The sequence below is a fragment of the Lacticaseibacillus casei DSM 20011 = JCM 1134 = ATCC 393 genome, from assembly GCF_000829055.1.
GTDB lineage: Bacteria > Bacillota > Bacilli > Lactobacillales > Lactobacillaceae > Lacticaseibacillus > Lacticaseibacillus casei.
The window spans coordinates 1,423,731-1,435,952 of sequence record NZ_AP012544.1 but is presented as its reverse complement, the minus strand read 5'-3'; the positions used below and the strand labels follow the sequence as shown (position 1 = coordinate 1,435,952).

The 12,222-nt window shown below is 43.6% G+C and carries 10 protein-coding genes; all 10 read left to right on the top strand.

The annotated features are described in order from the left end of the window. The first annotated feature begins 68 nt into the window (after positions 1-68). The 10 genes from LBCZ_RS07100 to LBCZ_RS16370 all read left to right on the top strand — a co-directional run bounded on the left by LBCZ_RS07100 (position 69) and on the right by LBCZ_RS16370 (position 12,219). Positions 69-359: a hypothetical protein gene (locus tag LBCZ_RS07100; RefSeq protein WP_025013708.1), complete on the top strand. Its 291-nt coding sequence runs from the start codon at positions 69-71 to the stop codon at positions 357-359. Then, a complete protein-coding gene (locus LBCZ_RS07095) occupies positions 349-693 on the top strand; it encodes a phage head closure protein (RefSeq protein ID WP_025013709.1) in 345 nt (114 codons plus the stop codon). The genes LBCZ_RS07100 and LBCZ_RS07095 overlap by 11 nt, the downstream gene beginning before the upstream one ends. Before the next feature lie 2 nt (positions 694-695). Next, the gene (locus LBCZ_RS07090) at positions 696-1,115 is read left to right on the top strand and encodes an HK97-gp10 family putative phage morphogenesis protein (protein WP_025013710.1); all 420 of its coding nucleotides are present in this window, start codon (positions 696-698) and stop codon (positions 1,113-1,115) included. Further along, the gene (locus LBCZ_RS07085) at positions 1,112-1,492 is read left to right on the top strand and encodes a DUF806 family protein (protein WP_025013711.1); all 381 of its coding nucleotides are present in this window, start codon (positions 1,112-1,114) and stop codon (positions 1,490-1,492) included. Before LBCZ_RS07090 ends, LBCZ_RS07085 begins: the two co-directional genes overlap by 4 nt. Then, entirely contained in the window at positions 1,493-2,095 is a 603-nt protein-coding gene (locus LBCZ_RS07080; protein WP_025013712.1) for a phage tail protein, read from the top strand. Positions 2,096-2,257: 162 nt separating this feature from the next. Next, positions 2,258-2,608: a phage tail tube assembly chaperone gene (locus tag LBCZ_RS07075; RefSeq protein WP_025013713.1), complete on the top strand. Its 351-nt coding sequence runs from the start codon at positions 2,258-2,260 to the stop codon at positions 2,606-2,608. Next, entirely contained in the window at positions 2,586-2,816 is a 231-nt protein-coding gene (locus LBCZ_RS07070; protein ID WP_025013714.1) for a hypothetical protein, read from the top strand. Before LBCZ_RS07075 ends, LBCZ_RS07070 begins: the two co-directional genes overlap by 23 nt. Continuing rightward, positions 2,813-7,084: a tape measure protein gene (locus LBCZ_RS07065; RefSeq protein ID WP_041084724.1), complete on the top strand. Its 4,272-nt coding sequence runs from the start codon at positions 2,813-2,815 to the stop codon at positions 7,082-7,084. The genes LBCZ_RS07070 and LBCZ_RS07065 overlap by 4 nt, the downstream gene beginning before the upstream one ends. After that, the gene (locus LBCZ_RS07060) at positions 7,085-8,617 is read left to right on the top strand and encodes a distal tail protein Dit (RefSeq protein ID WP_041084723.1); all 1,533 of its coding nucleotides are present in this window, start codon (positions 7,085-7,087) and stop codon (positions 8,615-8,617) included. Continuing rightward, positions 8,617-12,219: a phage tail spike protein gene (locus LBCZ_RS16370; RefSeq protein ID WP_080769593.1), complete on the top strand. Its 3,603-nt coding sequence runs from the start codon at positions 8,617-8,619 to the stop codon at positions 12,217-12,219. Before LBCZ_RS07060 ends, LBCZ_RS16370 begins: the two co-directional genes overlap by 1 nt. Positions 12,220-12,222 lie beyond the last annotated feature (3 nt).

Below are 12,222 nucleotides of genomic sequence, written 5' to 3'. Positions count from 1 at the left end.
AGTAAACCGGTCGCCTAAAAAAGGCATAATAGCTTGATTCTAAGCGGCGGCCGAATGGAGGCGTATCAATGGCAGAAACAATAGTAGACCCAAACAAGATTGCTAGTGATTTAATGACCGAGTTAAACCTTGATGAGTCTGAATTGCCAACAATTACCCGTCTGGTAAACACTGCAATTAGTATTATTAATAGATCAAGTGATGCACCAGAGGACGATACCTTGACGATTCCAGCCATCAAAACGCTCACACAGGCTACATACTATGACAGGTCATTAGAAAACGGCATGCCTAAGGGTCTTCTGATGATGCTAGCACACTTACAGGCTAGTAGTGGTGGTGACAACAATGGTAAGTAGCTTTAAACCAAGTGACTTTAGTCGAACCGTTGAGCTTGGCTCCCCAAAATCACACACAACTGGCGCTGGCCTTAATATCACTAGCTTTGTACCAGCTTACAAACTGCATTACAAGCAGCAGAAACGGACTCTCACACAGCAATACACGCTTGTGGGCACACGCTTGGATAATTCAATCACGATTATTGTTCGTCACGATGCAAGAAATGTTGAGCAGAAACAGGCACGCCTTGATGGCATCGTGTATGACATTTCAGACATTAGCCCAGATGATTCAAACAACGCTATTCGCTATGACTACTTAACCCTCATAAAAGTCACTAAGGGGGCTTAGCTATGGATATGGATGATGCACTTGAAGAATGGCTTAAGCAAGTATCAAAGGCTGCCGAATTGTCTATTAATGACCAAGAGAAGATTACTAAGGCTGGTGCTGATGTTTACGCCAAGAAGCTAGCAGAGACCACCAAAGAAAAACACCCAAATACTAAGGGTACTGGTGGCAAGTATGGGCATCTGAGCGAGGACATTAGTGGTAAAAAAGGCGATATTGACGGTGATCACAATGGTAGCTCAACGGTTGGATTTGGTGATAAGGCATTCGTTGCACGTTTCCTTAATGATGGGACAAAGAAAATTCACGGTGACCATTTTGTTGATAATGCCCGTGACGATGCCAAAGACGCTGTATTTGCAGCCGAGCAAGAGGAATATCAGGCAATTATCGCCAAGTTGAATGGTGGTGGAGACAAATGAGCGCTGTAAGTGATGCAGTAACAATTCTTACCCAAGCAAAAATTGCCAATATTGATGAAGTTAAAGGCAATAACTTGCCACAAGAATTAGTCGATAATCTGAACACAACAGTCGTGCTGATTACTGATGCTGCTGATGATCCTACCGCCCATGGTAACAATGATTTCTGGGCATTAAATCAGGAAGTAGAAGTACAGATTTGGTACTCGCAATTGCTTGATTCTGATCCTGAGGCCATTGAGATAGCCATGATGAAGGCTTTTACTCATCAACATTGGCAGGTAGCCGCGGTTAGGCAACGAACATTTGATCCAGACACACAGCAACTTTTTAACACATTTTATTTCAGTAGAACAAAGAACATTGGAGGAATTTAAATGGCAACAGTAGGTTTATATCAAATTCAGCTAGCTTTGGTTGATGCACAACAAAAGTTAATTTCTGGCGCTGATACAGGACTAAGCACAGACGGTGTCTATACTGTCGATCACAAAGATTTAGGTACTAAAACGGCTAACATTACAGGCTTAGCAGGTACAATTGCTAAGACCTATGGCAACAATGCTGTCCAAGACGTTGCCGTTGGTACTTCAGAACCAACAGTGGCTTTGGATATTAACAACTTGAATTACCAAGTCAAACAGCAAATCAAAGGCTTTGTCAGTGATAAAAAGGGCGGTTGGACCGATGAAAATTTGAAGGCTCATGTGGCCTTGCTTATTACCACCCAAACCATTGATCGGGCGCACTTTGTTTACTATGGATTTGGTGATGGCATCATGACCGAAACCGCAGCTAACATTCAAACTGATGCGGCAGCAGAACAACGTGTAGATGACACTTTAACTTACACAGCACTTTCTACTATGGCCTTTAATAATCAGCCGTACAAGATTTATAGCGATCTTGATAGCAAGTTTGATAAAGCCAACATGTACAAAGAAGTGTTTGGCGGATATGTATTGTCACCTGGCAAATAAGCCGGTGCTGACAGACGCAATCTGACACAATTTCATAGCAACAACTGATGAATGGCTCACGAACGTGCGCTATTTTTTATGCTCAAAAGTCGCTTTCTGGTGAACTTGGTGGTGTCCGATTCACCACAGCGACCTTATTAAATACAGAGGATGGTATTACAAATGAAAATTAAAGTTAGCCAACTTAGCAATCGTGTACATGAAGTCAAGACAACCAATCGGAACATGGAAAAGATGTACGACTTACAGTTACTGATGGCCAAGGCTGATGATATTGCCGATATGGAACCGGTAGAAATTATTAAGGTTCAACGCGATATGCTGCATGACTCAATCTCCTTCTTGACCACGGTTTTAAATCTGAACAAGCAAGAAACAGAAAAGCTTGGGGACCTAGAATTCACTGAAACTATTCAAGTAGTTAATTACACTTTTGAACGCATGATGGGCATGAGTGACGAGGATATTGACTTAGCTGCTAAGAAGCAGGATGCCAGCAAAAGCAAAGATTAATCCAGCCGTAAAAGTTTATGAGCTTGAAAATCAGCTAGAGGACTTTAGATGGATGAAAAAGCAGGCAGTCATGTATTTCCACTGGTCGATGCAGGATTTTGATAATGCTGATTATTTTGAAATGTTGGAAATGATGTCCGCCAAAGATAAGAAAGATCGGCCAATTGATCCGGCAATTATGTGGAAACAATACCAAGAGAAAGGGTGATTAAAGTGGCACAACAAATTAACGCAACAATGAGCACCAAGATTGCCCTTGATCTATTGTCGGCAAGCGAATCCGTCAAATCATTAACAGCGGTTGTTCGTTCGAGTCAAAATGCTTGGAAAGCTCAAGAAGCGGAGATGAAATCTGCTGGTGATGCAGTTGGCGCTGCTCAAGCTAAATATGATGGCTTGGGTAAGTCTATTGAAGCACAACAGTCTAAGATTGACGCTCTCAAAACCAAACAAGCTGAGTTGAAGGGCAATACTGCCGATGTTGCTCAACAGTTTTTAAAGTATCAGCAACAAATTGATGGTGCAACTAAGCAACTGGCCAGTATGCAAGCTCAGCAAGACCGTGCCAAGCAAGCAATGGACTATCAAAAGTCTGGATTAGCTGGCTTACAGCAAGAATACACAGCTGCTGCACGTGCCAACCAAGCTTATGTGACTCGCTTAGAGGCTGAAGGCAATCAGCAAGAAGCCAACAAGGCCAAAATGGAAGGCTATAAGTCTTCCATTACCAATCTGAATGAACAGCTGTCTAAACAGTCTGCTGAGTTGGATAAGATTGCGAGCGCTAGTGGCAAAGACTCCAATGCTTGGCGAACGCAGAAGACGCGTGTTGATGAGACAGCTACCAGTTTAGCCAAAGCCAAGTCATCAATGACCGGCCTGCAAACTGAAATGGATAAGGCTAATCCGTCCGTCTTTGACCGAATTAAGAGCCACATTACAGGCACGAAGAATGAAGCAGATAAGACAACTTTTAGTTTTAAAAAGATGGTTGGTGCTACTGCTTTAGGTCAAGGCATTATGAATGCTTGGACTTCGTTCAGTGGATCAATTAAAGAAACGGTGACACAGGGTGTCCAGTTAGCTGAAGCTGGTGAACAAGCAACACGAGTATGGGAAACCCTAGGTGTCAATGACAAAGGTGCGGAACAACTAGTTGGTCAAATGCGAGATTTAAAGGGTGAAACCAACTTATCGGCAAACCAAGTATCTGTTTTGCAAAAGCGCTTTTATGGCATGACAGGTAATGTTGGCCAAACTAAAGCTTTGACACTTGGAGTTGCAACTTTAGCTGACAAGTTGAGACTTTCTGGTGACGGTGCCAGTACATTTGCAAAGTCATTGCAACGCGCATTTAACAATGGACAGCTTACTACTGGTGTTCTAACACGTATGGAAAACGCTGCACCCGGACTTGGATCAGCTTTAGCAAAGGCCAGTGGTGTATCTGAAACAGCATTTAATAAAATGGTTGATAGTGGTCAAATTAGCAGCAAAAAGTTGCAAGATATGATCGTCAAAATTGGCGGTGATAGCAAAGCTACTTTTAATGACTTTGGTAATACTGCTGAGGGTGCCACGCAAAGACTAAAGGGTGCTTGGCAAGGAGTTGAAGCAACACTTGCTAAACCTCTGGTATCAGTTCAAAGCACAGGTATCAACAGCATTGTTAATGTTCTAAAGTCATCAGCAGTGACTTCCTTGTTTACTTCATTGGGTAAAGCCATGGCTGGTGTAGCGCAACAAGCAAGCAACTTATTGAACTATGTGGCTCAACATCAAAAAGATATTGGTGGCATTATCACCAGCTTAGGTACCATTGTGAAGATTTTTGCAGGGACAGTGTGGCACACAATTTCAGGTATTGTTTCGAGCATCGCCAAGAGTTTTGGACTGATGGGCAGTGGTGCAAGCAAAGCAAACGATCCGCTGAAGAATGCCAACACAGTCTTAGGCAATATCGCCAAGAACAAGAGTGGCATTCAGACAACAGCTAAGGTAATGCTCGCGATGTGGGCAGCAATGAAAATTGGCAAGGTGGCAATTGCCGGAATGAGTACAGCCGTGGATATTTATGCCAAGCGTGCCGACATCATGGCGGTTTCTCAAAAAGCATTAAATCTAGTAGTCAAAGCCTCACCCTGGATTGCACTTGCCACAGTCATCATTGCTGTGGGCGTGGCATTGGTTAATTTGTACAAGCACAATGCAAAGTTTAAAGCCTTCATCGATGGCATTGTAAAATCTGTTCAGAACATGGCCAAAGGAATTGCAAAGTGGTTCGGTCAATTACCCAAGAGCTTCAACAACGCCATAAAGTCAGTAGTCAAAGGTTGGAATGGTTTTTGGAAGGGTGTCGGTAAAGGTTGGAATGGATTTCTAAAGACCATTAATGGTTGGGGAAAGTCACTTTCAAAAGCATGGTCTAAAGTTTGGAATCCAATTAGCAAAACAATGTCTTCTATCTGGAAGAATATTGTGAAAATTGCAAAAGCAGGACTAGATATTCTTAAAAAGGTAATTGTATATCCTGTGGCACTTATTGTTGGCCTTTTCATAATTGCATGGAGAAAATTAGAGAAGCCCTTTAAGGATGTATGGAATGGCTTAGTAAAGTTCGTTAAGCCCCCATTAAACACAATCAGCAAAACCATTAGCAGCACAACAAAAGGAGTTCAAAACGCATGGAATAAAACTTGGGGAGCTATTTCTAAGTTCTTTTCCAATACGTGGAATTCAATCGTCAAGATTGTATCTTCTTCTACCAATTGGATAGTCAAGAATGTCACGAATTTCTTAAATGCAGTTCAAAAAGTATGGGGTAGTATTTGGAAAGCAATTTCTAATTTCTTCAAAGATATTTGGAATGACATCGTTAAGATATATAACAATGTATCAAACACCCTTTCAAAGGGCATCAGCGTAACTTTAAAGTTTATTCAAAATGTCTGGAATACAGCATGGGGTGCCATCTCTGGTTTCTTTGGAAACATTTGGAACGGCATGGTTAAATTCTTCACGCCAATCATTCATGGCATGTCTAACACAATTGGCAGTGTCATCAAGAACATTAAAAATGTTTGGACAGATGTATGGGGTGGCGTTGGTCGCTTCTTCAGCGGCATCTGGAATGGTATCAAAAAGGCAGCGGAAAGCGGCATCAACTTTGTGGTCAGAGTTATTCGTACTGGCTTGTCGGCAGTCAATGGTGTTCTAGGCTTCTTCGGTGTTAAAAAAGTTGGTCTGCCATCATACGTACACTTTGCCCAAGGCGGCGAAGTTGGTAAAGATGGTACGCAATTGGCTATGGTAAACGATGACGGTAGCGAGCATTACAAAGAATTGATCCACAAGAAGAGCACAAATCAGTGGATATATGCTGAAAAGCGCAACGCTATTCTTCCACTTGAGACTGGCGACCGTGTTTATAACGGGCGGGAAAGCAAGGCCATCGCTAACATGTATGGCATTCCCGGCTTTGCACAAGGCGGCATCATCGGCAGTGTGTGGGACGGCGTTAAAGACGCTAGTTCGTGGGTAGTCGATAAGGCTGAAGATGTTGGCAAATGGATCGGTGATAAGTTCGAAGCAATTGTAGATTGGATCGCTCACCCGATTAAGCATGTAACTGATCTAATCAGTAGCAGTATAAAAGGGATTGTTAGCTCATCTCCAGTAAAAGCATTTGGAGACTTAGGAGTTGGCATTTTCAAACATGCATATAACGGAATTGGCGATTGGATTAAAAAAGAGCTTAAAAAAATAGAAGATTCCATGGCTAATCCCGGTGGGGCAGGCGTGCAACGTTGGAAGCCATATGTTATTCGAGCTTTAAAGGCCAATGGATTTGACGCCTCGGCATACCAAGTTGCCGCATGGATGCGAGTTATCCAGCGTGAATCCAATGGTAATCCTAGGGCAATTAACTTGTGGGATAGCAACGCTAAAGCCGGAATACCTTCAATGGGGCTTGTACAAACCATTGGGCCAACGTTCAATGCGTTTAAGTTCCCCGGCCACAACGATGTTTATAACGGCTATGACGATCTGCTTGCCGGTATTCACTACATGAAGGCCATCTACGGCTCTGGAAGTTCTGCCTTTGCTCGTGTCAGTGGCCCTGAAGGTTACGCCAATGGTGGCTTAATCACACAGCCAATCCATGCGCTTGTTGGCGAAGATGGCCCCGAAACCATTTTGCCATTAACCAAAACAAGCCGTGCTTGGCAACTACTAGGTCAGGCTGTTACCAACATTAATCACAACTTGGGTAATGGTGTGGCTACAGAGAGTGAAAACAGCAGTACAGATGATTTAGGAAAGAAGTTGGACAACATCGCTGACCTTCTCACGAAACTCAGCTTTGTTCTGCAAGTTGGTGACGACCAGTTTTATCCAAAAGTTGCACCAAAAGTTAAGCAGTACAACGACAGAACAGACAGGTTCAATGCTTATTGGAAAGGAGGAACCGTTTAATTGAAACAAGCAGGCATGACCATCACATACGCCGGAGTAGATATTACCCAATGGATGTATGTGCAGATGGTCAAACGTGATGTAGGAACTAATCATGTCAACACAATGCAAAAGGTCGGCATTAGCGATGGTCAGATGCTTCAATACATGTCACGGGACGTCAAGACGATTGTGGTAACTGGGATCGTTATGAACGATGATTTGGTACCACTAAGGCGTTCCTTGGCCGCTGCTATTGATGCGGACGAACCACAGCAGCTAATCTTTGGGGATGAGCCTGATAAATATTATCTAGCCATCGTAGACAGTCAGCCTACCTTCACCGAAGGATTTCGATCAGGGACAATCTCAATCAGCTTCGTCTGTCCCGATGGTGGCATTGCGCACTCGGTAGCCATAAAGGCATTTGACAACATAAACGATGACACACTATCTGACACCATCACGGTTCATAATGGTGGCACTTATCCTGTTGAGCCAGTTATTACGGCAACTATGCACGCTGATAACGGCTTGATTGCTTTAATCAATAGCCAAGGTGGTGTTTTACAGTTTGGCAATCCAGAAGAAGCCGATGGCGTTGAGCGAAAACGATCAGAGGTTGCTCGATATGAAGGCTTCGATAAAGAGCCAGCTGGTGCGGCTTATAACACTGGCAAAACTAACAGCCATTACTACTATATCAAGGCTCAAAAAAATGTCATGGAAGGTTCAGTCAAGTATGCGGATGACGATGGTTCCGCGGTTGAGCCAGTCTTCTTGTCAACCAATTCATACTATTGGGAAGGACCTTCCCTGCATCTTAAGACAAAAAATGCATCTAATGGCAGCAATACTAGGAGCTTCATAGCCAAATGGCGCTACAAGTTCAATTCTAGTGTTAATGCCTTGGGCGCCATTGAAATGACGCTTGATAATGATACGGGCGTGGCCTATGAGGTGATTATCAGAGCAAACTATGCCGGCAAAGATGATGTTGATGTCCAAGTGTTTGCGGGATCGACATTAGTTTTCCAACAGACACTTAACCGCAGGGTTTTCAGCAATGGCCGCTATTATGAGGCTAAGCTGACCAAGCTTGGTAATACGCTCAATCTGCAACTTGCTGGTATTGTTCAAGGCGGTATTAAGCCATCTGAAGTCATTACCAGAAATCCGCCATTGGTAATGCCACCCATTGCTTTGACACCAGCTCAAGCATCAATCCCAATCACGGGGACTACATTATGGTTTCAGCGATTTAAAAACTATCCATATCCCGATATGGGCGTGTATGACATGGATGTTGAATGGCTTAACGTTGATTACTGGACTGATTTGAAGAACCGCTTTGGTGCCGGTGACATTGTGACGATTGATGTTGCTAACCGTGCAGTATATGTTAACGGCGTTCCTGATAGCACCCTGCACACAATAGGCAATGAATGGAGCAAATTTCGTTTTAATCCTGGTGACACTCTGATTCAAATGGTGCCATCATCATGGGCGCAGCCTTTTGCGTGTGAAGTTGCTTTGAGGGAGGCGTGGTTATAATGGATTATTATTTTACTGATCGTAAATTTAACGTCTTAGGAATTGCTTCCACTGATGGAGATGGTCATTGGCATGTTAGCGCTGATAGCGAAATTCAGTCTACTGATGATCGTCCTGCGGTGGCTTTGACGCTAACTATTCCTTTTCAAACTGATCAAGAGCAAGCTATTGACGAAATGGCTGCTGAAAACAATTTTGTCTTATATCAAGATGAACAGGGTGATGGACATCAGATGGTCATCGCTAGCATCAATCACGATACATTGACTCATATCCATACAGTTGTTTGTACAGATGCGGGCAACGATCTCATGAATGTTGTTGTCAATTCGTACAAGGCCGATAAAGCATACACAATTGCGGATTATATTTTGCGGTTCACATCAGGATCAGGATGGGAGATTGGCACAAACGATTTCACCAACAACACTCGTACACTTGAATGGGATGACACTGATACTGCATTAAACCGGATTAAATCGGTTGCTGATGATTTTGGAGCGGTCCTTAGCTTTGGATTCAGCTTTGTTGGCACAACCGTTGTAAAACGGGTCATTAATATCAAGCAAGAGGATGCAAAAGACAGCAATGTCTTTTTTTACATGAACAAAGATATCAATAATCTTGTCAAAAGTGTTGACATATATGACATGGAAACTGCTGTTTATGGCACTGGCGCAACACCAGATGGATCAGATACACCAATTAATTTAGCCGGTTATAGTTGGTCTGATCCTGATGGCCGATATGTGCTTGGAGGCGATGGCGTGTTGCGTGACACTGTTGCTGTACAACAATATTCTTATCTAATCAGCAATGGCAATCCAACACCAACATCTGGGCATTGGGAGAGGTTCAAATCATTTGACTCTAATTCACAGGCAGCCTTACTTCAGGCCGTTTTGGCTGATTTAAAGCAACACAATCATCCCAATGTTAACTATCAGATTGATTTGGTCAATGCTCCTTACGTCCCGTTAAATCAAACTGTACACATTGCCGATGAGAACCAGAACTTGTTTCTGTCAGCAAAAGTCCTATCAATTGAACGTAGTCGAGCAGAACATTATACCAAGATAACCCTTGGCGATTATTTGACTGAGACATCTCAAGTTGACACACAACTGCAAGCCATGGCAGATCAAATTAAAAATATACCGAAAACGGTTCAATATTACCTGTGGATTCGGTATGCCGATGACGACAAAGGTACCAATATGAGTGCCTTCCCAAGTGGCAAGAAGTACATGGCTATTGTTCCCAATGCCAAGTCATCTGTGCCAAGTGACAATCCGGCTGATTACGCCGGCAAGTGGGCATTGATTAAGGGCGCTGATGGTGCTGATGGTATTCCCGGAGCAAAGGGTGCAGATGGCCGTACAAGCTATTTCCACACTGCTTGGGCAGATGATGTAAGTGGCCAAAGTGGGTTCACGGTATCCGGTGGCGATGGCAAAAAGTACATTGGCACCTATAGCGACTTCACAAAGGCCGACAGTACCAATCCGAGTGACTACAATTGGGCGCTTTTTAAAGGTGAAGATGGTGACGTGGGACCCAAAGGGCCTCAAGGCTTGCCAGGGAAATCGGGTGCTGATGGTCGTACCACTTATGCCCACTTTGCTTACGCAAACAGCCAAGACGGCCATGCCGACTTTTCAACCACTGATTCTAACCGTAAGTATATTGGCTTTTACAGTGACTTCACATCTAGCGACAGTACGAATCCAAGTGACTATAGCTGGTCACTCATTAAAGGCGCAGATGGTGCAGATGGTAAAGATGGGGTGCCAGGTAAAGCAGGTGCCGATGGTAAAACACCTTACTTCCATATTGCCTATGCCGATAGCAGTGACGGTAGAACGAACTTTTCATTGGATACTCCGGGTTCTAGAAAGTACATTGGTAATTATACAGACTTCACGCAGGCTGACAGTACAAATCCAGCTGTTTATAGTTGGCAACTAGTGCAGGGGCCACAAGGTGATACTGGTCCGCAAGGGTTACAAGGTCTGCAAGGTCCAAAAGGCGACCAAGGTATTCAAGGACCTATTGGAGCTGATGGTAAGTCAAGCTACACTCACATTGCTTATGCCAATATCGAGCTTCTCTGCCAAGAAAGAAGCGATTTTACATTAGCTGGCACATCTCTTGTTAGATTCGGTTCGGACAGTCGTTGGGTATATAAAGAATTTCAAGCTGGAACTTACACAGCGGAAGCTGCTCTTTGGGGTCAAGGAGACCCAGCTGTAGGTATTGTAAAAAGTGTCGAATTGATAAGTGGATTTTCAACCACAAATTCTGCTGGTAAGACACATATTGGCATATATGTAGATAATGTTGAGGATGATTCTACTGACCCTATTAAGTATAACTGGACACTTGTAAAGGGTGCGGATGGTGCTGATGGTAAAGATGGGGTGCCGGGTAAAGCCGGTGCCGATGGCAAAACACCATACTTCCACGTTGCCTATGCAGATAGCAGTGATGGCAAAACCAATTTCTCATTGGATACCCCGGGTTCTAGAAAATACATTGGTAGTTATACAGACTTCACACAGGCTGACAGCACCAATCCAGGTGCTTATAGTTGGCAACTAGTGCAGGGACCGCAAGGTAATCAGGGACCACAAGGTAATCAGGGGCCACAAGGAGAGCGAGGACCACAAGGGCCTCAGGGGCCACAAGGTGTTCCCGGAAGCAAGGATGTGCCATACACTTACATTCAGTTGGGCACACCCACAAGCCCCAAGAAAGGCGATTTGTGGTGGCATGGGACAACGCTTAACGATGCCACAGCATTACAGTATTACAATGGATCAACTTGGATTGACCAAAGTATCCAGCAAGCGGTTCTTAGCATCAAAAAGCTGCAATCAATTGAGATTGACAGTGCAACCATGAATTCTCCAATGATAAATGTGCCCTTCACTCATGCTTCTATTGAAGGCGGCGGCATCAAGTCAACAGGGAAGATGTCTCTGAATGGGACTTCATACTCTATTGACGGAAATATTGAAGACTACGATGGTAAGCCAAATGGTCAAAATTATCATACTGAGTTAAACCCTGATGGCTTACTGTCATATTTAACAAAAACTGATGGTAAAACGCAGATGAAGAGTACACAAATTTCAATGGGTACATTGACACTGGGAAGTTTTTATCAGGATTTTGATAACACAGCGCCATATTGGGTTACAAGTAGTCTTGACGCAATGACAATTACTAGACTTAACAATGTTGGTGCTAACTTGTGGCAAGGTGTGAGTTTAATGGGATGGAGTGGCGCAGAGCAAGATGCCACGCCTAGCAAACCCATTAGCGATTGCTTAAATGGATGGCTGCTGCTTTGGTGTGAATACAAAAATGGAGCGGCTCAGTATTATGATTACATTACGACTCCGATATATCGAGCATATGTGGAGGCTAATCCAGGCAGGCAGTTGACGCTCCAGATGGTCGCCTATGGCGGGACTTCTTTTAACAAGAAGGTTTCCCCAAACAATCACACAATTTTTGGCGATAAGAATAACTCTGGAGGCGCTGGTAATCCTTCGGTTGCTGGAAATTATGTACTTGTTAACGTTTTTGCTTTTTAGGGG

Excerpts from the sequence above, each read along its gene's own strand:
- LBCZ_RS07100 (WP_025013708.1), top strand. The coding sequence starts at position 69 with ATGGCAGAAACAATAGTAGACCCAAACAAGATTGCTAGTGATTTAATG.
- LBCZ_RS07095 (WP_025013709.1), top strand. The coding sequence starts at position 349 with ATGGTAAGTAGCTTTAAACCAAGTGACTTTAGTCGAACCGTTGAGCTT.
- LBCZ_RS07090 (WP_025013710.1), top strand. The coding sequence starts at position 696 with ATGGATATGGATGATGCACTTGAAGAATGGCTTAAGCAAGTATCAAAG.
- LBCZ_RS07085 (WP_025013711.1), top strand. The coding sequence starts at position 1,112 with ATGAGCGCTGTAAGTGATGCAGTAACAATTCTTACCCAAGCAAAAATT.
- LBCZ_RS07080 (WP_025013712.1), top strand. The coding sequence starts at position 1,493 with ATGGCAACAGTAGGTTTATATCAAATTCAGCTAGCTTTGGTTGATGCA.
- LBCZ_RS07075 (WP_025013713.1), top strand. The coding sequence starts at position 2,258 with ATGAAAATTAAAGTTAGCCAACTTAGCAATCGTGTACATGAAGTCAAG.
- LBCZ_RS07070 (WP_025013714.1), top strand. The coding sequence starts at position 2,586 with ATGCCAGCAAAAGCAAAGATTAATCCAGCCGTAAAAGTTTATGAGCTT.
- LBCZ_RS16370 (WP_080769593.1), top strand. The coding sequence starts at position 8,617 with ATGGATTATTATTTTACTGATCGTAAATTTAACGTCTTAGGAATTGCT.